Below are 21586 nucleotides of genomic sequence, written 5' to 3'. Positions count from 1 at the left end.
TAACCGAGGGCTTAGAGTCCGGCCTGTGCGTCAACAGTTGCGCGTTGCAGGTAGTTGCGTACCAGGGCGCCTTCGTACAGGTGTTGGCCGCCTGCTGCCACCAGTTGCATGTCGGCCAGAAGGCCAGACACCACCTGTACCAGTTCGCCATCGGTGCGCCCCAGTTCGACAGCAGTTTGCGTCACGCGTTGTTCCTCATTGATGCGCCAGACAAAGGGCGCGCCCTCTGCATTGGTCTGCACTGCAGAAAGCGGGATACGCAGGGTGCCGTTGGCAGCATTGAGCTTCAGGTTTACACGCGCGGTCATGCCGGGGTAGATCTGGACCTGCTGCGGGCGCGGCATGCCCAGTTCAACCAGGTACGTCTGGGTGACCTTGTTGGCTTCCGCCTGTAGTTCGCGGTATTCGAGAGCGAATTCCTCACCCGGCAGGAATTCAAAAGTCGCTGTAACACTATCAACTTGCTTCCGGTCCATGGTCGCCAGCAAGTTTTCTGGCACTGAGATCTGGATGCGCACCTCGGAAATATCCTGCAGGCGCACGATACCCTCGCCGGATTTCACATTGGTATGGTTCTCTACGAGGCGCTTGGTCACGATCGCATCAAAAGGTGCACGCAGAGTGGTGTAGGAGAGCTGCTGCTGTGCGTTTTCCAGTGTGACCTTGGCCAGGTCGTAATTGCTCTCGGCTTCGTCCAGGGCCTGCACGGAAATAATTTTTCGCTCGGCGAGGGATCTCTGGCGTTCGAGTGTCTTTTCCAGCAGTTCGACACGCACTTTGGCTTCTCTGACCTGCCGGCGGTAGTCGCGATCATCCAGAGCGGCAATAACGGTCCCCTTGGAAATGACCTGGCCTTCCTGCATGGAAAATTTTCCCAACTTGCCGGCTACCTGGAATGACATATCCAGCGCCTGCACGGCTTTTACCTGCCCGGCGAAGTGGCGCACACCCGCAGTACCGCTGTTGCTCACTTGGGCCACCTTTACCGGCCACTGGCGCTCTTTCTGCTCGGTATCGTCCTTTGTATTGCCACAGCCTGTAAGGCTGGTAGCCGCGGCGAAAAACAGCACTAGGGAAAGGGATCGGAAATTACCGGTCAGGGTCATAGTCAATATCCATTGAAATCATTGGGTGGCGGCCGGTTGGCCGAAATGCTTGACCATCCCGGGTCCATGCCGGGACTGGCAGATGTGCGCAGTCTATGGGGGCAGGGGGGCTGATAGGAATAGACGAAGCTGTCTATATATGGACAATTGTATTGCTCATTGATTTGTGACCTTACGGTATCGGAGTGCGCTACCGCTAATAATCACTGCTGGCGGGCAGATTACCCTATATTTAATGAGTAAAATCGAGATTTGGAGCTGGAATATCTATGACTGAGGCATCAGATTCTATTCAACAGGCTGCCAATTTATGGAGAATAGTATCCGGTGTGGCAGTGGATGACTCGGCTGTCAGCAGCGCCATGATTTACCTGAGCTATCAGAGCAGCGGTATCGCCGAGGACCTGTTGCCACAGTGGTCCGGGGAACGCTTGCGTGAGTTATTTCTCAAACAGCCGAACGCGGAGGAATTTATTGAGCGCTGGCGCGGAAAATTTGTGCCAGAGGTGACCCTGCAGAAATCGGAGTTGGTGACGTTCATCAATGAGTTTCTCGCCGCGCATCAGCATATTGACGATTACTTTGAGTCCCTGACTATTTTTGGACACAGTCGCCGCACCCGCGGCGGCCTGGGGGACTTTCTGGTGCGGCGCCCGCCGGGGAGTAGTAACAACTGGGGATTGCTGTTTACCACGGAAGGCCGCGGCAGGTTTAACTGTGTTCGTCAGCAGTTTGTTGCTCGTCCCGGCGACATGGTGCTGTTGGCGCCGGGCGCGCTCTACGAATTTCACCGTCATCTGGATGAAGAGCACTGGAATACCTATTGGCTGTACTGCAAGCCTGCAGAAAAGGTGATGAACCTGATGAACTGGCAGGAACTCGGGCCGTATATTTATCACCAAGCGGTGCCAGCTGTTGAAATGCCGAGAATCCAGGGTATCTTTCAACAGCTGTTTGAACTTGAGTCGCCGGCGGAGCCACTTGCGCAGGCGGTGGTGGAAAACCTCGCGGAACAGCTATTTTTGCGTAGCTTCCAGTACGCGCAACGAGCAGGCGGCACCATTGTGGATAGCCGGGTGAAAAGCGCGCTCAGCTATATTAGCGACCACCTATACGAAGATTTTTCCATTCAGGATGTGGCGGATGCGTCCAGCCTGTCCCGTGCGCGTTTGTCCAAATTGTTCAAAGCGTACACCGGGCGCAGTATTTTGCAGTGGCGGGATGAACGGCGTATGTCCGATGCCTGTCAGGCACTGGCAAAAAATGCGGGCAATGTGCAGGCGGTGGCGGAAGCGGTTGGCTACGATGACCCGCTGTATTTCTCGCGTAAATTTCACCAGATTGTGGGGGTGAGCCCGCGCCAATATATTCAGGATCGGCGCGGTCAGCTCACGGGGACATGACCCGGCATTGAGTCAGATGTCAGGCGTGAGTGACGCTCAGGATCAGGTATGGGTTCAGGCGCGGGTTCAGGCGCGGCTCAGGCAGAATAGTGGCTCAGGAACATGGCCGCGGTGTTGCTGGCAAGCTCGTGGCGCGCGCGCAAATCCAGGGTGGGTTGCACCTGCAATAGCTGCGGCCAGAAGCAGTTTCCTTTGATCAGGTTGTGAATTTGCTGGCTGGCGACTTCCGGGTTCAACTCGCGCAGGCGCCCGTCGGCTACGGCCGCTTTGATCCAGCGCTGAATACCGGTTTCAAACGCGGAGAACTTATCCATCTGTTCGCGCAGGGCTGCCGGGCGGTGGAAAAAGTGGTCGAAGGCCACACGGCTCAGCTCGATATATTCATTGCTGCAAATGACCTCGATCTCGGCTTCAATCAAGTCGCATAGCTGCTGCTGCATTTCTGCTGCGGGGTCGTAGTCTCCTTCGCTGGCCTGGGTGGCCTGATGCCACAGCTCGCTGATCAGGGTCATGATCAGGATTTCTTTACTGGCGAAGTGGTTGTACACGGTGCGCTTGGAGACCTCTGCCTGGGCGGCCAGCTCATCCATGCTGGTGCTCTGCACGCCGCGCTCCTGAAACACGCGCTTCGCCGCATCCAGGATGGCCTGACGCTTCAGTTCGCTTCTGGAGACCTTCTTTTCCATCGTGTTTCCACTCCCGTGTTTCGGGCCCACTACGTTCTTACCTCAACTGCCGCTTAAGGCCCGGGCCGCTGAGGTTCAGCTCTTACTGGCAGACGATTTTACACTAAGTAGTTTACTTTTGGGGTTTTGCGTATACACTACACTGTATAGTTTACTTTTGGGGCTGCGATGAAAACACGCTGGTCAATCACTGTCTGGAAAATAGTCGGGGTACTGCTTGTGTCTGTAAGTCTGCTAAATGCCTGTGCGCCTGCGGCGCACAAGTTTCAAAACTCGGAGATCGATTACCGCAACGAGCCGGCGAATATGTGGCAGATCCTCAAGGCCTACTGGCGCGCGGAGCGCGCTGCGCCGGTGCCGAAGGCGCCGATTCCGGTACGTACTATTTCTGCTGCGGAGCTGGCCAACCTTGATGGGCCGGACCTGGTGTATCGCCTCGGGCATTCCAGCGTGCTGCTGCGTCTTGACGGCAAGTATGTACTCACCGACCCGGTATTCAGTGAGCGGGCCTCCCCGGTGCAGTGGGCCGGCCCCAAGCGCTTCCACGGTCTGCCGTTGGAACTGGCAAGCCTGCCGGAGATTGAGGCGGTGGTTATCAGTCACGATCACTACGACCATCTGGACCGGGCCACCTTGCTGGCACTGGATCAAAAGGTTGCGCGCTTTATCACCCCGCTGAAAGTTGGCGATCATCTGCGCCGCTGGGGCATTGCCGAGGATAAAATTACCGAGCTGGACTGGTGGCAATCCTATGCGGACGCAGGCCTGACGTTTACCGCGACGCCCGCGCAACATTTTTCCGGGCGCGGGCTGAGCGATCGCGATGAAACCCTGTGGGCGGGCTGGGCGATTGCCAGCGCGGACACACGGATTTTCTTTAGCGGGGACACCGGCTATTTCGGCGGCTTTCGCGAGATTGGCGAGCGCCTCGGCCCGTTTGATTTAACCCTGATTGAGACCGGGGCCTACAACACCCTGTGGAGCCAGATCCATATGCTGCCGGAGCAGAGTGTGCAGGCGCATATCGATGTGCGTGGCAAGGCGATGCTGCCCATTCATAACAGCACCTTTGATCTGGCCCTGCACGATTGGTTTGAGCCACTGGAGCGGGTGTCCAAGGCTGCGCGGGAAAACGGTGTGCAACTGGTCACCCCGGTTATCGGCGCTCCGCTTGCGGTGAAAGGCCCCGCGCTTACCCATTACTGGTGGCGGGGCGAAGAAAATGCCGGCGACGCTATCGCACCGGTGGCGGAAGTGCAGGCCGGCAATTAACGCGCGGACACTATTTATTAGCTAGTTAGTACTTAGCCGGTACCTAGAACCAGGCATGCAGACCGATAACCCAGGTGGTTTCGTCGATATGTTCACCGGCGTCGCGCAGGAAGTCTGCGGTATTGCCAAAGTTCTTCTCGTAATTCACCCCGATGTACGGAGCAAACTTCGGGGTGAACTCGTAGCGCAGCCGCAGCCCGGCTTCGATATCGGAAAGCCCGGAGCCTGTGCGGGTTGTCGGGTCGTTCTGTCCGTAGAAATTGACTTCGACCTCCGGGCTGAGAATCCACTTTTGCGTGAACAGCATTTCGTACTCGGCTTCCAGTCGCAGGGCGGTGTCGCCGTGGTCGCCGATAAACAGTGCTGTATCGACTTCAAAGAAATAGGGTGCGAGTCCGTGCAAGCCGATGGCTCCCCACGTCTTGCTGTCGCCGCCCTGTAGCTTGAAGTCGTGCCGCACGCCCAATTGCAGATCCCAGTAGGGTGCCACGGCGCGGCTATACAGTGCCTGAAGTTCTGCGTCGGCAGTTTCTCCCTCCTCCCGTTCCACTTCCATTTTCAACCACAGTTTATTCAGGTCGCCGCCAAACCACAGGCTGCCTTCCAGGGCGCTACCTTCGTGCTGGCGCGCTTCCAGCTGATCGATGGTGACCTTGGTGAGCAGTACCTCGTGATTCATCTCGTGCTCAGGATGATGGGGCTGGTATGTCGGCGAGGGCTCGGCCGTATGCGCGGGCTCCGGCTCTGAATGACCGTGATGCTCGTGCTGGTGTTCGTGCATTTGCATACTGGCGTAAGAGAACGAAGTTGCGAACGCCGCACAGGTGACGCTGACGGTTTGAGTGAATTTTTTCATTCTGTGTGCCTCCCTTAAACCACGCGCACTTCGCGGAACATGCCCGGCATGTGGTACAGCAAATGACAGTGGTAGGCCCAGCGGCCGTACGCGTCGGCAGTCACCAGGTAGCTGATGGTGGAGCCCGGTTGCACCAGTACCGTGTGTTTGCGCGGAATGTATTCCGGGTCGCCGGTTTCCAGTTCACTCCACATGCCGTGCAAATGAATGGGGTGGGTCATCATGGTGTCGTTCACCAGGGTCACCCGCAGCCGCTCACCGTATTTGAAAATTAGCGGCTCGGCGTCGCTGAACTTGATGCCGTTAACGGACCACATATAGCGCTCCATATTGCCGGTCAGGTGCAGCTGAATTTCCCGTTCTGGCTGGCGACGGTCGAGGGTGGGGGTGAGATTGCGGATATCGCCATAGGTGAGCACCTTGCGCCCATAGCGCTGCTGGTGATCGCGCAGGCCGATACCCGGGTCGTGCAAGCCGTTGGCAGGCATGGACGCGCGCATGTCCACCCCAGGGCCGTATTCCGAGGGCAAATGTTCCACCGGCGCGTTACTGCCGTACCCGGCGAGGCCGAGACCGGTGGTGGTGCCGATATTGTTGCTGATGTTGTTACCGGCTTGGGCACCGTGCATCTGGTGCCCAGCGTGCTGGCTGTGGTCCATACCCTCCATAGCGTGTGCACTGTGATCCATGCCGTGATCCATGCTGTGCCCACTGTGGTTTCCGCCGTGATCCATGCCGTGATTCATTCCGTGATCCATGCCGGGCATGTCACCCATGGCGTGCGCCGAATGGTCCATACCCATATCACGATGAGTTAATACCGGAGCGTAATCCATTGCCGGTACCTTGGCCTGTAGGCGCGGATCGGAAGTAAGGGTGCCGCGCGTGTAACCGGAGCGGTCGATGGTCTGGGCAAACAGGGTATAGGCGGTATCGTTTTCCGGCTCCACGATAACGTCGTAGGTTTCTGCCACGCCGATGCGGAATTCATCCACTGTGACCGGCTCGATATTCTGGCCGTCGCTCGCCACTACAGTCATTTTCAGCCCGGGAATCCGGATGTCGAAAATCGACATGGCGGCGCCGTTAATAAAGCGCAGGCGAATTTTTTCACCGCGTTTGAACAGGGCTGTCCAGTTAGCGTCTGGCGTCTGGCCATTCATCAGGTAGGTGTAGGTGTAGCCGGTGACGTCGGCGATGTCGCGGTCCGACATGCGCATCTCGTTCCACATCTTGCGGTCGCGCCAGGTCTGGCTGACACCCTTCTGGCGAATCTCTTCCCATAGGTCGCCAACGGTGCGGCGACGGCGGTTGTAGTAGTGCCCTTCCTTTTTCAGTGTGGCGTAAATGTCCTGTGGGGACTGGTCGCTCCAGTCGGTGAGTAGCACCACATAGTCGCGGTCGTAGGCCACCGGGTCCGGTTCGGCGGGGTCGATCACGATGGCCCCGTAATGGCCGCGCTGCTCCTGGAAATCCGAGTGACTGTGATACCAGTAGGTGCCACTCTGTTTTAGCGGGAACTGGTAGGTGAAAGTTTCCCCGGGACGGATACCATCAAAACTCAAGCCGGGCACGCCATCCATATTGCTGGGCAGGATCAGGCCATGCCAGTGAATGGAGGTGTCGTGGGCCAGGTGGTTGGTGACATTGATGGTGACCGTGTCACCCTCTTTCCAGCGCAACACCGGCGCGGGCACAGTGCCGTTTACCGCCACGGCGGTGCGCGCGCGGCCGGTAAAGTTGACCGGCAGGTAATTCACGTGCAGGTCAAACTGGTTGCCGCGCAGCTCGCTCGGTAAAGGATTGCTCGCCTGCGTGGTTTCAGCGCTGGCTGGCAGCCCGGCGAGGGCGGCGCCGCCGGCGAGTCCAGACATGGCACCGGTGACAAACCGGCGCCGTGAAATCGGCGCGACCAATGGGGAAGAATCAAGATATTTGTTCACGGCGCGCCTCAAAATTGCTGCTGGGCATTGTCAATACGCGCATACACGCTGTGGCCGCCATCTTTGTGCAGCAGCAGAATTTCATAGGGCGTGAAGCGGTCGCCCACCTCCATACCCGGGCTGCCCAGTGGCATTGCCGGTACCGCGAGGCCGCGCGCATTGGCCGGTGGATTCTGCAGGAACTGGCGGACAAACTTCGCCGGCACGTGGCCCTCGAACACAAAATTGCTATCGGACACGCTGGTGTGGCAAGACTGGAATTGCGGCGCAATACCGAAGCGCTCCTTAACGCCGTTCAGGTCATCGACGTTTTGCGCATCCACCGCAAAACCCTGCTGGTTGGCGTGGTCCACCCACAGCTGGCAGCAGCCACAGGTAGCGGACTTATAGGTGGTAAGGGGGGTAGAAAGTGCGATGGTTTCCCCTTGGGGCGCAGCTGCCTTTTCACTGCTATGGCTTTCTTTTTCCACTGGCTTGCTGCAGGCACTCACGGCTAACAGGGTGAAAGCCCCGAGCAGCAGGGTGAGGGTGGATAACTTGCTGTTGCGTAATAGGCGCATGGCACTGTTTATCATCTTCATGATCTTTTCCTGATCTCTTTCATATTCGCGGGCGCAGGTCGCATAGCGGTGCAATGACCGAGGCACAGCGATGCGCCGTTTGCGTTGGTAATTTTTCAGTAGGTATTCGGGTAAGCGAGTGCTTGGGCGGGATGGAAAATGCGCCAGGCTCGGGCGCACCTATCCCGTATCAGGCGGTAATCGGCGGGCGAATAGCGGATTCCGGTGCGGGGGTGGAATCCAGTGGACGGTAGGCCGTCACGGAGCGGGCAAAGGAATGAAATTCCGCCACTTGTACAGAAGCGGGAATGCAATTTGCGCAGTGACCGGGACAGCAGGCGCAGCTGCCATCGCAATCAGTGTGCGAGCTCGGTTTGGTATGCGTGTCGGTATGTGGCTCGGTGTGCTGCGTACCGCATTGCCCATCGCTGCAGCTTGCTTCCTGCTCGGCAGTGTCTGCAATTGCGTGCGTGGGCGCTGGTTCGGCGACCGTGGTCGCTTGATGATGGCCGGCCTCTCCATGCTGCGCGTTTTCCGACCCACCGCAGTGCATAGCGGCCGCTTCGCCGGTGATGGCGAGCAGTGCGAGTAGCAGCAGGATTTTCAGAACATTGAGCATGGTTTGGCGCAATCTGGTGTTTGGGGGGCGGTTAGTATCCGCCCTTGGCGAAGATGGTATGGGCTTGGGCCTTCGCGCGCAAGCGTGCTTGGCGACGTGCTTCAGTAGCGGGAATCATGTCCCAAAATCTGCCTCAGTCTGGTAGTCCCCGGGAAATCTGTTCCGCGCTGATCTCGCCCAGCACCGGATCCTGCCCGGCCAGGGCCATGTGCAGATGGTTGCCATCCGGCAGAGGCAGCATCAGGTAATTGAATTGCCAGGGAGCCTCGCTATCGGCCATGTCAGCATCCAGGCGGATACCTTTGCCTAGGTGGAATCCCGCCAGGTTGATGCGCCCGAGTCCTTCGGAAATACCGGTACCGCGCGCCTTGAAGAAGGCCTCTTTCATGGTCCACAAGCGGTAGAAATGCACCGGGAGTAATTCCGGCGGCGCACTGTCCAGTAGCGCGCATTCGTCAGAATGAAAATAGTGACGAGCTATGCGTAGAAAGTCCCGGGGCTTTCGGGGCTGTTCGATATCAATCCCTACCGGCGCCTCACAGGAAACGGATAAGGCGACCCACTGGCCACTGTGACTGAGGCTAAAATGCAACTCCGGCACGTCGTCGAAAAGCGGTTTGCCATTGCTGTTTTTGCTGAAATTCAGGGCCTCTGGCGCCCGATCGGTAATCCTTCCCAACACCTTTCGTAACAGAATACGGCTCAGCAAGTACTGGTGGCGTGCCTCGTCCCCTTTATGGCGGATCAAACGGTTTTGTTCATAATCGCTTAGGATCTTTTGCTCGACTGCAAGGGCCGGGCTGCCCAGCGCCAAATCGTCGGTGTGCACTAGCCAAATGGCGGGTAAAGTCATGTGGAACAAAATTCTAGGTTTGTGACTTCATCCTAATAGTTCGCAGATGGCCTCGCCAGTGCTTTGTATGCGAGCGATGAATTTGTTAGCTTACGCCAACCTGTTGCGGGTAGCGGTTCATGTAGCGTGTTGCCGCAAGAGCGCTTTGTCCCCGAATTGAGTCTTACCCGAGACGTTGTTTTAACGATGGTTTTCAACGCACAAGCAAGCAAAGTGATGCCGAACATTAGCGCCGCCAAACTACTGGGTGTTTTGCTGATGGCACTGCTGGTATTTCAGCAGGCCACGGCGTGCTATGACGGTCACGAAATTGCCGGTGGGCCCGCGGGTGCCACTGTCGAGGTTGCGCTCAATCTGAACAGCGACCCCTCTGAATCAACTACCGATAATGCGGCGGACTTCACTGCGACGTCAGATTGTTGCGATACCACTTCACAACAAACGGCCTCTGAGACCAATACGTTTGTCGAACTTGAGCAAGGCTGTAATCACTGTTGTCACTGTCATGCCAGTACGTCCCTCTGTCTTCCTGCGGCTCCGCATGAACAGTGGGCGGCCTCGTACAAACAGTGGTTTAATGAAGTCGAATTCGATATCCCGCAAGACACAATTTCCGGTCTGTATCGCCCTCCTATTGCCTGAATAAATTGAATTATTGCGCGTTTGTCTGACGCGCGTGCCTGTCAATTTTTCGGGAACTACCACTATGTTTTGTTTTTTGACGCCGCATGCAAGGCGTCTTCTTGCTGCCGTGCGCGCGGGGCTTGCGTGTGCCCTGCTCGGCGGGAGTGTTTTGCCTAACACCGCTCTGGCAGCAGCGCCTACTGCGCCACCATTGTCACTATCGGAAGCGATGGCGCGCACCCTTGCGCGTAACCCTGCGCTCGAGGTCTTTGGATTTCGTCAGCAGGCGCTGGATGGCAGGGCGATAACCGCCAACCTGCGGCCGGCGGTCAGCCTGGATGCCGAACTGGAGAATTTCGCCGGCACCGATGGAACCGATAACACGGAACTCACCGTGGCGTTGTCGTCTGTAATTGAGCTTGGTGGCAAGCGTGAAGCACGCTCGCAACTGGTGAACAGCGAGCGTTTGCTGCTGGATGCTGACCGTCAGGTTGCGGCATTGGATTTGCTGGGTGAAGTTACCCGGCGCTATGTACGGGTATTGGCAGCTGCGGAAAGCGTTACCCTTGCGGGCGATGCAATGCGACTCGCGCTGGATACGTTGCAGGTAGTGCGCGCACGGGTGACAGCCGGCGGTGCGCCGATGGCGGAGCAGCGCCGCGCGCAAGCGACCTATACGGGTGCTGAGTTACGGTACCGGTTGTCGCAACAGCAGTTGCTGGTGGCAGAACGCTCGCTGGCAGCGATGTGGGGCGATCTCGACGCTGATTTTTCGATTTCCGGTGGTCAACTGTATCGAATACAAACCATCGGTGATTTCGAAGACTACTTCGCCCGTGCCCTGCAAAACCCGTTGATCATCCGCTTTGCCAGTGAGGCGCGCGTGCAACAGTCCCAGTTGCGCCTGGCACAGAGCCAAACCAAAGCGGATGTTGGCTGGGCGCTGGGGGTGCGCGGTAGTAGTGAAACCGACAGCACCTCGCTGGTTGCCGGCATACAACTTCCTCTCTTCAGTGCCGCTCGCGCACAGGGAGAAATTCAGCGGGCACACGCTGCGCTTGGAGAGGTCACAGCGCGGGAAGAGCGCGCGCGTCTGAATTTACACACTCAACTCTACCGAGCCTTTGCCACCCATAAACAGGCGTCCCTCGCGGTAAGCCAATTGCGTACGGAAATTATCCCAGTCCTGAGCCGCGCTCTGGAAGAAACCGAAGCACTCTACCGTGCCGGTGGCTACCGCTACCAGGAATGGGTTGCTGCACGTGAAGAACTGCTTGAAGCCCGGTGGAAGCTGATTGAAGAGGCGACGCGAGGGTTGTTAGCCGGTGCCGAGCTGGAACAGCTGACCGCTGCCCCGCTGGTATTTGAAGCAACGCCCACATCGCAAGAATAGAATTAGGTATCCCAATGTTTGTAAATAATTCACTCCATGCAACCTTGCTATCTGTAAGCGTTGTTTTTCCAAGGATTTCAATTCCGTTTTTCTGTCGGGGTTTTTTATTGGTTGTGCTATTAGTTGTGTTATCGGCTGTGCTGGCGATAGCGGGACTTGGTGGAAGCGCTTATGCCGGTGAGGACGATCACCAGGGTGATCCCCATGAGCACCAGCATGAATCAGAACATGGTCATCAAGACAAGCACGAAGACGAACATCATCACGAAGAAAATACGTTGTCGCTGACCGACGAGGCGCTTGCGCATGCCGCATTGACGATAGCGTCCGCAGGCCCGGTAGAAATCGCACGGCAAGTTACCCTGCACGGAAAGCTCCAACCGGAGCCGACGTCGGTGAGTCATTTGCGTGCGCGCTATCCGGGTGTAATTTCATCGGTCAATGTGCATATTGGTGCGTTAGTGAAAAAAAGCCAGGTGTTGGCCACGATCAATTCCAACGAAAGTCTGCAGGAATATCAGCTACGTGCGCCGTTTGATGGAATGGTGATTGCGAAGCACGCGGGCCCCGGAGAGTTTGCCCGCGATCAGGTTCTATTTGCGGTCGCAGACTACGCACAGCTGTGGGCGGAACTACAAGTGTTTCCGGCACGAATTGCGCAGGTTCGGCCGGGGCAGACGGTTACAGTGACGGCTGGGGACCAATCAGCGATCGGCACCGTCCGCAGCTTGGTGCCAGCAGATAGCGGGGCCCCATACAGTCGCGCCCGCGTTGCGGTAGATAACCAAAACGGAAACTGGGTGCCGGGTATTTTCGTGCAGGGGGCGGTCACTGTCGAGAAAAAAGCGACGGAGGTTGCTGTTGATAACCGCGCATTGCAAGAGCTTGACCGCGCCACGGTGGTGTTTGTAAAGACCGCTCCGGGGCGGTTTGAAGCAAGACCGGTAGCACTCGGGGTGCGCGACAATCAGCATACGGAAGTGCTCTCGGGCCTCGACGCTGGAGAAGAGTATGTAGTAGAAAACAGTTTTCTACTGAAGGCGGAGCTTAAGAAGTCTGCTGCCGGCCACGCGCATTGAGGAAGTTGAAATGATTGAATCCTTTTTGCGTTTTTCGATTGAACGCCGCTTTCTGGTATTGAGTGCCAGTTTGGCTATCGTGCTACTCGGGCTCTGGAGTGTGCAGCGTCTGCCCGTGGATGCGGTGCCCGATATCACTAATGTCCAGGTACAGATTCTCACTGAGACACCCGGCTATTCGCCGCTGGAATCCGAGCAGCGTGTGACGTTTCCAGTGGAAACCGCACTGGCAGGCTTGCCGAATCTGGAATACACGCGCAGTCTCTCTCGCTATGGACTGTCGCAGGTTACCGCCGTGTTTCGCGATGGCACGGACATTTATTTTGCGCGCAACTTAATTGCGAGCACCTTGGCGTCACTACGCAGTGATCTGCCCGCCGGACTGGAGCCCAAAATGGGGCCGATCGCCACCGGCCTTGGCGAAATTTTTCTGTATACCGTGCGTGCCGAACCGGGCGTTTTGCAACCGGATGGGCGTCCGTACGACAGTACTGCATTGCGTGAAATACAGGACTGGATTATCAAGCCGCAACTGGCGCGGGTGCCCGGTGTTGCGGAAGTGAATGCGGTAGGCGGATTCCGTAAGCAATTTCACGTGACGCCAGATCCACGAAAATTGCTGACATTCGGTGTCACCATGGAGGAGGTGGTCGCGGCGCTGCAACGCAATAACCAGCACCGTGGAGCGGGCTTTGTGGAGCGTGGTGGTGAGCAGGTGCTCGTGCGGTCACCGGGGCAGTTGCAGGGTATCGAGGATATTGAGCGTGTAGTCGTGAAACCCTCGATGACTAGCAAAAAGCTGGCTTCTCCAATCACCGTTAGTGATATCGCCCAGGTCGCCATTGGTCGGGAATTGCGTACGGGTGCCGCGACGGAAAATGGTCTCGAGACGGTACTTGGAACCACAATGATGTTGCTGGGAGAAAACTCCCGCGCGGTGGCAGCAAACCTGGCTAGGGCGCTCGAAAAAGCACAGTCATCGCTACCAGAGGGAGTGATTGCCGAACCGGTATACGACCGCACCAATCTGGTAGATAGTGCCATTGCCACCGTACAGAAAAATCTTCTCGAAGGTGCATTGCTGGTTATTGCTGTGCTGTTTGTAATGCTCGGTAATTTCCGTGCGGCACTGATTACCGCGGCAGTGATTCCACTGGCGATGTTGGCGACCCTGACCGGCATGGTGGGAACGGGTATTTCGGCCAACTTGATGAGCCTTGGTGCACTGGACTTCGGCCTGATAGTGGACGGTGCAGTGATTATCGTGGAAAACACCGTGCGTCGTTTGGCACAGGCAAATCACGGGCGGAATACACCATTACCCCTGCAGCAGCGTCTACACGTGGTATTCACCGCGACCAATGAAGTGATTCGACCCAGCCTGTTCGGGGTACTGATCATTACGCTGGTATATATCCCTCTATTTTCCCTTACCGGTGTTGAGGGGAAAATGTTTCACCCGATGGCGGCTACCGTGGTAATGGCGTTGCTCGCGGCAATGGTATTTTGTTTTACCTTGGTACCAGCCGCGCTAGCGGTCTTTTTGCGTGGCCCTGTTCGCGAAACAGAAAACCCGGTAGTACGCGGTGCGAAAAGCCTGTACCGGCCGATACTTCAGGCGGCGATGCAGTTGCGTTGGTTCGTGCTGTCCATGGCGCTATCGCTGGTGTTGTTTTGTGGCTGGCTGGCAACAACCCTTGGCTCCGAGTTCGTGCCGCAACTCAATGAAGGTGATATCGCCACGCACGCGTTGCGTGTGCCGGGTACAGGGCTGGAGCAATCCTTGGCGATGCAAAAGCAACTGGAGGAGGCTCTGGCGACGGAGCCGGAAATTGCGCGTGTATTTTCGCGTATTGGTACTTCGGAAGTGGCGACAGACCCGATGCCACCCAATGTTTCCGACACCTTTATTATTCTCAAACCCAAATCAGAGTGGCCCGACCCCAAGCTATCCCGGGATGCATTGATCCAACGCCTGCAGCAAACGATCGAGTCGGTACCGGGTAACAACTATGAATTTACCCAGCCGATTCAGATGCGCTTTAACGAACTGATCTCTGGCGTACGTGCGGATGTTGCAATCAAGGTTTTTGGGGATGACTTAGCGCAGTTGCGCCGTTCGGCTCAGGAGATTCTTGCGGTCGTCAATCGTATTCCCGGAGCGTCAGATGTGCGGGTTGAGCAGGTGGATGCATTGCCGGTGCTGTCCATCGAACCCCGGCGAATTGCCCTGGCGCAGTATGGGATGGATGTGAAGGCCCTGCAGGACTATGTGTCTACTGCGATCGGCGGCAGCCGGGCCGGACTCATGTATTCTGGCGATCGTCGCTTTGATCTTGTGGTGCGCCTACCGGAACCATTGCGCGAGGACACCGAGGCGTTTGGGTCTCTACCGGTGGGCTTGCCCGGTGGTGGTTTCGTACCGCTGGAAGAAATTGCGCAGATCCGCTGGCTGCAAGCACCCGCACAGGTCAGCCGTGAAAATGGCAAGCGCAGAGTGGTGGTCACTGCCAATGTACGTGGTCGCGACCTCGGGTCATTTGTTGAGGAGGTACAGCAAAATGTTGCCAGTTCAGTAGCGCTGCCAGCAGGCTATTGGCTGGACTATGGTGGTACCTTTGAGCAGCTAAAGTCCGCTGGCAAGCGGCTTTCGTTTGTCGTGCCGATGACCCTGTTGATGATTTTACTCTTGCTTATGTTGGCATTTGGCAGTTTTAAAGATGCACTGATTATTTTTACCGGTGTGCCACTGGCGCTGACCGGCGGTGTGTTGGCCTTATGGCTGCGAGATATGCCACTGTCGATCTCTGCCGGAGTGGGCTTTATTGCGCTTTCCGGTGTGGCGGTGCTGAATGGTCTGGTGATGTTGTCGTTTATTCGCGAGCGCTGGCGCGAGAGCGGTGAGCTGTATACATCCATTGTAGACGGCGCCATGTTGCGTCTGCGTCCGGTGTTGATGACGGCGCTGGTCGCGAGTCTCGGGTTTGTACCTATGGCCCTGAATACCGGTACCGGTGCGGAAGTTCAGCGTCCACTGGCGACAGTAGTGATTGGTGGGATCATTTCCTCGACGCTGCTGACCCTGGTGGTACTACCGGTCCTGTACCAGTGGGTACATGGTCGCCTTCGCAAGTTTTCTCAGTTGGCTGCGGAAGCATAGCCGTTGTCAAAAGCCAGAGTGGCCGATAGAAGTCTGTTGCTATAGATATGGATGGAGAGAGATTTCTTTAAAAGATGGGTCGTCTCGGCCGGATGGCCCATCCGTAAAGCCACCTGTAAAGGCAGGCGCGCTGCGGGTAAAGCATAGCGCGTGTCAGGTCTCTCCTGTTACGCCTTGCATATTGCCCCTTGCCCCTTGCCCCGCCCCCGTGCTCTACAGGCTACGCCCCGTGGTCAGCCCTTGTTCTCAGTGCCTCGTCCGCGTAGTTTTGATTTGCAAGAAGGGACGCTTTTAAGCAGGAAGTGATATGAAAATTTCGGTGATACCTACAGTCAGGCTTTTGTTGACTCTACTGGCACTCACGTTCATGGGGGCGTGCGATGTGAAAACGGAACAGCAACAGCAGATTGGTGTAAATGGCAGTATTCAAGGAAGTGGCGTCACCCGTGAAAACACCTCGGTTATCGTCACCGCTGCAGATGGCCGTAGCCTGCGGATAACTCCGTATGGCGATGGAATTGTCCGTATGCAAGCCACGCGTGCCGACGAACGTGTTTTCTCCGATAGTCACTATGCCATGGTGGAGCGCCATGATTGGCCTGGCGAATTTGCCATGGAGCGCCGCGGCGAAACGTTGATCCTACGCACCGAAGAACTCGAGGTGCAGTTGGATACCATGACACTCGCTGCGAGTTTTCACCACTTGAATGACACGGTACCCGTATTGCGTGAAGAATCGCCGGTCCGATGGCGTGATAACGAAATCCTTGTGTCTTTTGTGGCAGATGCGAGCGAACATTTTACAGGCCTTGGTCATGGCTATTTCGGTCGTGCCGAAAGCGTCGATCTACGTGGTGAAGTGATACATCGGAATTACGGCAGCCGGCAAATTGAACAGGCGCCTCTAATTGTACCCTTTTACCTTTCCAGTAAAGGTTACGGAGTCTTTTTGAATAGCACCTTTCCCAATCGATTTAGCTTTGCCGCCGGTGGTGATTATTCCATGGCCATAGAAACCCACGGTTTTGATGCGCGTATGGATTATTTCTTTATCGGGGGGCGGCAACTGGCCAGCGTGCTTGACCACTATACACAACTCACCGGCAGACCCCGTCTGCCGCAAAAAGCCATGTTTGGTTTGCAGCTCTCCGATAAGGGGCACGATCACAATTCTGCGACACCCTCCGATGAAACATGGTGGAAGCGGAAAATTACCGAGCACCGCGCGGCAGGTTACCCACTGGATCATGTCGTTAACGACAACCGCTGGCGCGCGGCAGGAGGGAAGCGTTGTGAGTCGAAGTTGGAGTGGGATCCCGAACGCTACCCGAACCCGTCTGCTTACGGGCAGTGGCTCACCGAACATGGGCTGGTGATAACGCTGGATTTCAATCGCTGCATCGGGCAGTTCACGGCCGGTTGGGATGACGCATTTAACCTGCCTAACCCCGGAGAAATCGACTTTAAAGAGAGTGCACCAGATCTCACCAACGATAAGTTCCGCAAGTGGTTCTGGCAGTCGTTCCACAACAACGCGTTGAAACCCGCAGATGGCTATCCCGGCGACGCGTTGTGGATCGATGAGTTTGATGAGCAGGGCGCCGCCCCGAAAGACATGATTTTGGCCGATGGCCGCAGCTCAGCAGAAATGCGGAATTATTGGTTTTTCTTTATTGCACAGTCGCTGGTGGCAGACGGCTGGGATAAGGCGGACCTGAACAAGCGCCCTTATGTCTGGGTGCGTGGTATGACCGCGGGCGCACAGCGCTATGCAACACTCTGGAGTGGCGATATTTACCCCGATAACAAGGATATGGCACATACAGTGCGCGCTATGCAGTTGGCTGGCCTGTCCGGTTTTCCATACTGGGGACACGATGCGGGGGGCTTTTACGACTGGGAGGCTGCCCACGGGCCCGACGAAGATCTCTACCGGCGCTGGGCAATGGCCCTCGGCGCCTTTTCACCAATCTGGAAGCCGCACGGTATGGGGCAATCGCGTTGGCCGCTGGACCGCAGTGGTACATCGCAGGCTGTGGCGAAGCAATTTACAGCGCAGCGCTATGAATTGATGCCCTACCTCTACTCCAGTGCACATATGGCTGCGCAGAGCGGGTTGCCCATAGCTCGGGCAATGCTGTTGGATTACCAGCACGAAGCGCTAGCCTGGCAATATGACCTTCAATATATGTGGGGAGATTCAATACTGGTCGCGCCCCAGATTGAGGCCGGTAAAGCTTACTCAGTATGGCTACCGCCCGGTAACTGGTACACCTTCGATCAGAAACCGGCTCCCCAGCAGGGGGGGCGCGAGATAACGGTTAATCCTGAGTCTGGTGAATTGCCTTTGTTCGTCAAGGCCGGTGCGATTATTCCGCAGCGGGAGTTTGCGCTCAGCACTGCATTTATCGACAAGCAGGCACTCGAGCTGATGGTGTTTGCCGGTGCTGACGGTAGTTTCGAGCTGGTGGAAGATGATGACGTCACTGAGGCTTACCGCATCAGCGGAGAGAAAATGACAACTCGCATCCAATACCTGCACAACCGCCAAGAGCTCACTATTGCTGCCGCTGAGGGGACGTATATGGGAGCACCTCTAAGTCGCGATCTTTCCCTGCGCCTGCTGGGTATCGACTCTGCTGCACGGGTGCTGGTCGATGGGCGAGCTGTTCCGTTTCAGTATGAAAATGGCGAAGTCACCGTGCTCATCGACGATGTGCCTATGGGCGAGGGCCTGACAGTACGCGTGGAAAGTTAGCCCGCTTATTGGTTTTTCAGCGACAAACGGGTCATGTAGACTGCCAGCCAGAATCTTCCAAGGGTGAGACCCGGCGACATTTCGCCGGGCACAATTCAGAGAAAGACGTTTGGCCAAGAAATCGAAAACAGCATTTGTCTGCAATGAATGCGGAGCCGACTACAGCAAGTGGGCCGGGCAGTGCAGTGCCTGTGGGGCCTGGAATAGCCTCAGCGAAGTGCGCCTCGGCCCCGAGCACACCGACAGTCGCGCGGCCAATTTTACCGGCGCCCAGTCGGGCTATGCCGGTGCGGCGGGTCAGGGTAAGGTACAAAAACTCTCGGAAATTGATCTCAGTGAGTTACCGCGCATCCCCACCAATGCCAGTGAGCTGGACCGCGTGCTGGGTGGTGGGCTGGTGCCGGGCTCGGTAGTGTTGATGGGTGGCCATCCCGGCGCGGGCAAGTCCACGGTGCTGTTGCAGACGCTGTGCCACCTCTCGCAAAGCTTGCCGGCCCTGTATGTAACCGGTGAGGAATCCCTGCAGCAGGTTGCCATGCGCGCGAAGCGGCTGGGCTTACCCGCGGACCACCTGCAGATGCTGTCGGAAACCAATGTCGAACAGATTTGCCTCACCGCCGGTGAAGTGAAACCCAAGGTGATGGTGGTCGACTCGATTCAGGTGATGCATATGGCCGAGGTGCAGTCTGCCCCCGGTTCCGTGGCGCAGGTGCGAGAAAGCGCGGCCTATTTAACACGCTTTGCCAAACAGACAGGTACTGCGCTCATTCTCGTCGGACACGTCACCAAAGACGGTACCCTCGCCGGCCCGAAGGTGCTGGAGCATATTATCGACTGCTCCATCATGCTTGAAGGCACCCACGACTCCCGCTTCCGCACCCTGCGCGCGCACAAAAACCGTTTCGGTGCGGTGAATGAGCTTGGCGTATTTGCGATGACCGAGCAGGGTTTGAAAGAAGTCTCCAACCCTTCCGCGATTTTCCTGCAGCGCGCCGATGAAATCGCCGCGGGCTCGGTGGTAACTTCCGTTTGGGAGGGCACTCGCCCATTGCTGGTAGAGTTGCAAGCGCTAGTGGACGACAGCAGCCTCGGCAACCCGCGTCGGGTCGCAGTGGGGCTCGATCAGAACCGCTTGAATATGCTACTCGCGGTCTTGCATCGCCACGGCGGCGTGTTAGTCGGTGATCAGGATGTGTTTATCAACGTGGTCGGCGGCGTAAAGGTGATGGAAACCAGTGCTGACCTCACCCTGTTGATGGCAGTGGTCTCCAGCTTCCGCAACCGCACCCTCGATCGCGAACTGATGATCTTCGGCGAAGTAGGTCTCGCCGGCGAAATTCGCCCTGTACCTTCCGGCCAGGAACGCCTGCGTGAAGCCGCCAAACACGGCTTCCGCAAGGCCATTGTGCCCGCGGCGAATCGTCTGAAGGATGATATCGAGGGGATGCAGGTAATACCCGTGAAGACGCTGTCCGAAGCGTTGGATGCGCTCGACTTAGGTTGATTTGGTGCAATGGGAGATGTGAGAGCGGGCGCCCTTTGGGGAGCGCGAGGATGTCCTATTAGCCCCGGAAATTCTCCAAGTCGCCTTCGTCGACACAGCTAAAGAAAAAGCCGGCGAGTCGCCGGCTTTCTAAGATCAAAGTTGATGGATTATGCACCAGGGACGGAGCTAACTCCCTGGCCCGGTTTTCCTTCAACCTTGTAGATGCTGAGGTTGTAATCGCCGGTACGGAACTGGCCGTTACCCGTCTCATCAAGTGGGAACAGGGTGGGCTGGCCGTTTTCGTCGTAGCCGAAGCTCAGCAAGTTAGGTGCGCTGACTTCCATACGATAAGTGCCGTTCTCCGGAAGTTCCGCATCAATCAGCAGGGCATCGAAGCCTTCAAAATTCTGGAAGTTTTGCGCCACCAGAGTCGAGCTGCCATCTGTATTCTCAAGGAACAGAGTGATGGCACCGATGACTGGATCGCCAACCGGTACGTCAAAGCCATTAAATTCAGCACTCACCACGTCGCCGGCTTTTGCATTAAATCGATAGGCATCAATCTCACCCGACTGGCTGATTTCACCGCGGATTAATGCTTCGCGGATATCCAGACGACCATCGGCGTTATCACCATCGAGAATAGTGTTGGGTGCCACTACCCGACGCAGATGTACCTTCTTGTTTTTGCCGGTTACTGACGTTTCGCTGACCAGGCGGCTACGCTCGCCCGCGACCAACTTAATCACCGAGCGCTCGGAGAAGAAGCGATCACTGCTGGTGCTGCCGGAGAGTCCCAGGCCTACGCTCGCGCCGGATGCCATGGTGTGCAGTACTGCCTCATCACCCGCGATCGGACCATCAAAAACCGGGAAAAACGCCAGTGGTGAAGGCACTCCGGTCGTCGGAATGCCATTGCCTGGAGAGCCAAACGAGTCGTGATGACGCAGGCCCAGATTATGGCCGAGTTCGTGCGCACCGGTATTGGATGCCTGATTTACCACGGCGGTGGAAAGCGTTGCTGCAACATCACCATTTTCCAGCGGAACACCGGAAATATCGCTTAGGAAGTTACCCGACGGATCCAGTTGCGCCAGTACCTGCCACAAATTGGCATCGACAAAGGCGGAGTCGTCACGAATTTGGTTGCCAATATCAATGCTCTGCGCGCGGCCGAACAAAATGCCATTGCCGAAGTCGATGCAGACATCTTGCTCGCATTCAAAGTTTAGGGTCGAGTAAACGCCAGAGGCGGGGGGTGTTTGGGTGAACTCGATATCAAAACCGGTATAGTCAGCTTCAATACGACGCTGAATTTCATCGCGTTCCGCTTGCGAATATTCATAGCTTGGGAACTGGAGCAATTGGCCTCCGAACACAACAGCCGAGAAAACCGGCGAGCTATTGTTGAAGTCCAGATATACCACTTGAGTGCCGTCTGCACTCTTGCTCAAACCCTGTGAATGGTTATTTTCACCGGTGCTTGAGGAATTTACATTTGCCTGAGTATTCGCGTTGGAATTTGCGCCATCCAGAATCGCTTGTACCTGTGCAGTGGTCCAACCGCGGCGATCAGCGCAGCCGGCACCACCGCAGTCGTCAGTGATTACCGGAAGGGAAGTTGGGAGCTCAACTGCGGGTGTCTCTGCGTGCGTAAAGCCAGCAGCGACGGCAAGTAGGGATGAAAAAGTCAGCCTATAAAGGGACATAAAAAACCTCCAATGTTTTATTTTTGTTTCTCAAGCTAGTACAAAAGTCCAATATTTCAGTTTTTGCGAAATATTTGTA

At 56.6% G+C, this 21586-nt stretch carries 16 protein-coding genes; 8 read left to right on the top strand and 8 right to left on the bottom strand.

From position 1 onward, the window contains the following. Positions 1-11: 11 nt before the first annotated feature. Positions 12-1106 (bottom strand): efflux RND transporter periplasmic adaptor subunit, encoded by a 1095-nt coding sequence (locus Mag101_RS15545; RefSeq protein WP_077407102.1) that lies wholly within the window; start codon positions 1104-1106, stop codon positions 12-14. 269 nt (positions 1107-1375) lie between these two features. On the opposite strand from Mag101_RS15545, the gene Mag101_RS15540 reads away from it, so the two are divergent. Further along, positions 1376-2509, top strand: coding sequence for an AraC family transcriptional regulator (locus Mag101_RS15540; RefSeq protein WP_077407099.1), 1134 nt, complete (start codon positions 1376-1378; stop codon positions 2507-2509). Between the two features lie 77 nt (positions 2510-2586). Here the strand turns inward: Mag101_RS15540 and Mag101_RS15535 are convergent, their stop codons facing one another. Beyond that, positions 2587-3195 carry a TetR/AcrR family transcriptional regulator gene (locus Mag101_RS15535; RefSeq protein WP_077407096.1) on the bottom strand — a complete coding sequence of 203 codons (609 nt, stop codon included), beginning with the start codon at positions 3193-3195 and terminating at the stop codon, positions 2587-2589. 219 nt (positions 3196-3414) lie between these two features. On the opposite strand from Mag101_RS15535, the gene Mag101_RS15530 reads away from it, so the two are divergent. After that, on the top strand, positions 3415-4467 hold the full coding sequence (locus Mag101_RS15530; RefSeq protein ID WP_198040008.1) for an MBL fold metallo-hydrolase: 1053 nt from the start codon (positions 3415-3417) through the stop codon (positions 4465-4467). A 43-nt stretch (positions 4468-4510) separates the two neighbouring features. Here the strand turns inward: Mag101_RS15530 and Mag101_RS15525 are convergent, their stop codons facing one another. From Mag101_RS15525 to Mag101_RS15505, 5 genes are all read right to left on the bottom strand, one after another. Beyond that, positions 4511-5323 carry a copper resistance protein B gene (locus Mag101_RS15525; protein ID WP_077407090.1) on the bottom strand — a complete coding sequence of 271 codons (813 nt, stop codon included), beginning with the start codon at positions 5321-5323 and terminating at the stop codon, positions 4511-4513. A 14-nt stretch (positions 5324-5337) separates the two neighbouring features. Further along, positions 5338-7197 carry a copper resistance system multicopper oxidase gene (locus Mag101_RS15520; RefSeq protein ID WP_269466565.1) on the bottom strand — a complete coding sequence of 620 codons (1860 nt, stop codon included), beginning with the start codon at positions 7195-7197 and terminating at the stop codon, positions 5338-5340. Positions 7198-7274: 77 nt separating this feature from the next. After that, positions 7275-7847 carry a DUF411 domain-containing protein gene (locus Mag101_RS15515; RefSeq protein ID WP_232325053.1) on the bottom strand — a complete coding sequence of 191 codons (573 nt, stop codon included), beginning with the start codon at positions 7845-7847 and terminating at the stop codon, positions 7275-7277. Between the two features lie 169 nt (positions 7848-8016). After that, positions 8017-8445: a hypothetical protein gene (locus Mag101_RS15510; RefSeq protein WP_077407085.1), complete on the bottom strand. Its 429-nt coding sequence runs from the start codon at positions 8443-8445 to the stop codon at positions 8017-8019. Between the two features lie 133 nt (positions 8446-8578). After that, entirely contained in the window at positions 8579-9298 is a 720-nt protein-coding gene (locus Mag101_RS15505; RefSeq protein WP_077407082.1) for a 4'-phosphopantetheinyl transferase family protein, read from the bottom strand. Positions 9299-9514: 216 nt separating this feature from the next. Between Mag101_RS15505 and Mag101_RS15500 the strand changes: the two genes are divergently transcribed. From Mag101_RS15500 to radA, 6 genes are all read left to right on the top strand, one after another. Further along, positions 9515-9940 (top strand): hypothetical protein, encoded by a 426-nt coding sequence (locus Mag101_RS15500; protein WP_157520444.1) that lies wholly within the window; start codon positions 9515-9517, stop codon positions 9938-9940. Between the two features lie 151 nt (positions 9941-10091). Next, the gene (locus tag Mag101_RS15495; protein WP_198040007.1) at positions 10092-11315 is read left to right on the top strand and encodes a TolC family protein; all 1224 of its coding nucleotides are present in this window, start codon (positions 10092-10094) and stop codon (positions 11313-11315) included. Positions 11316-11329: 14 nt separating this feature from the next. After that, positions 11330-12394, top strand: coding sequence for an efflux RND transporter periplasmic adaptor subunit (locus Mag101_RS15490; protein ID WP_077407073.1), 1065 nt, complete (start codon positions 11330-11332; stop codon positions 12392-12394). A gap of 10 nt (positions 12395-12404) precedes the next feature. Next, the gene (locus tag Mag101_RS15485; protein ID WP_077407070.1) at positions 12405-15554 is read left to right on the top strand and encodes an efflux RND transporter permease subunit; all 3150 of its coding nucleotides are present in this window, start codon (positions 12405-12407) and stop codon (positions 15552-15554) included. 382 nt (positions 15555-15936) lie between these two features. Next, the gene (locus Mag101_RS15480; RefSeq protein WP_232325052.1) at positions 15937-18312 is read left to right on the top strand and encodes a TIM-barrel domain-containing protein; all 2376 of its coding nucleotides are present in this window, start codon (positions 15937-15939) and stop codon (positions 18310-18312) included. A 109-nt stretch (positions 18313-18421) separates the two neighbouring features. Next, a complete protein-coding gene (radA, locus tag Mag101_RS15475) occupies positions 18422-19816 on the top strand; it encodes a DNA repair protein RadA (protein ID WP_077407064.1) in 1395 nt (464 codons plus the stop codon). Positions 19817-19965: 149 nt separating this feature from the next. On the opposite strand, the gene Mag101_RS15470 is transcribed toward radA, so the two are convergent. Further along, positions 19966-21507, bottom strand: coding sequence for a hypothetical protein (locus Mag101_RS15470; protein ID WP_077407061.1), 1542 nt, complete (start codon positions 21505-21507; stop codon positions 19966-19968). Positions 21508-21586: the final 79 nt, after the last annotated feature.

This window comes from Microbulbifer agarilyticus, assembly GCF_001999945.1.
GTDB classification, from domain to species: domain Bacteria; phylum Pseudomonadota; class Gammaproteobacteria; order Pseudomonadales; family Cellvibrionaceae; genus Microbulbifer; species Microbulbifer agarilyticus_A.
This window is presented reverse-complemented; position numbering and strand designations above follow the sequence as displayed.

What these genes read in the sequence shown, in the direction of transcription:
- Mag101_RS15545 (WP_077407102.1), bottom strand. Translation starts at nt 1,106, where the DNA reads ATGACCCTGACCGGTAATTTCCGATCCCTTTCCCTAGTGCTGTTTTTC.
- Mag101_RS15540 (WP_077407099.1), top strand. Translation starts at nt 1,376, where the DNA reads ATGACTGAGGCATCAGATTCTATTCAACAGGCTGCCAATTTATGGAGA.
- Mag101_RS15535 (WP_077407096.1), bottom strand. Translation starts at nt 3,195, where the DNA reads ATGGAAAAGAAGGTCTCCAGAAGCGAACTGAAGCGTCAGGCCATCCTG.
- Mag101_RS15525 (WP_077407090.1), bottom strand. Translation starts at nt 5,323, where the DNA reads ATGAAAAAATTCACTCAAACCGTCAGCGTCACCTGTGCGGCGTTCGCA.
- Mag101_RS15520 (WP_269466565.1), bottom strand. Translation starts at nt 7,197, where the DNA reads ATGTCTGGACTCGCCGGCGGCGCCGCCCTCGCCGGGCTGCCAGCCAGC.
- Mag101_RS15515 (WP_232325053.1), bottom strand. Translation starts at nt 7,847, where the DNA reads ATGAAGATGATAAACAGTGCCATGCGCCTATTACGCAACAGCAAGTTA.
- Mag101_RS15510 (WP_077407085.1), bottom strand. Translation starts at nt 8,445, where the DNA reads ATGCTCAATGTTCTGAAAATCCTGCTGCTACTCGCACTGCTCGCCATC.
- Mag101_RS15505 (WP_077407082.1), bottom strand. Translation starts at nt 9,298, where the DNA reads ATGACTTTACCCGCCATTTGGCTAGTGCACACCGACGATTTGGCGCTG.
- Mag101_RS15500 (WP_157520444.1), top strand. Translation starts at nt 9,515, where the DNA reads ATGCCGAACATTAGCGCCGCCAAACTACTGGGTGTTTTGCTGATGGCA.
- Mag101_RS15490 (WP_077407073.1), top strand. Translation starts at nt 11,330, where the DNA reads ATGTTTGTAAATAATTCACTCCATGCAACCTTGCTATCTGTAAGCGTT.
- Mag101_RS15485 (WP_077407070.1), top strand. Translation starts at nt 12,405, where the DNA reads ATGATTGAATCCTTTTTGCGTTTTTCGATTGAACGCCGCTTTCTGGTA.
- Mag101_RS15470 (WP_077407061.1), bottom strand. Translation starts at nt 21,507, where the DNA reads ATGTCCCTTTATAGGCTGACTTTTTCATCCCTACTTGCCGTCGCTGCT.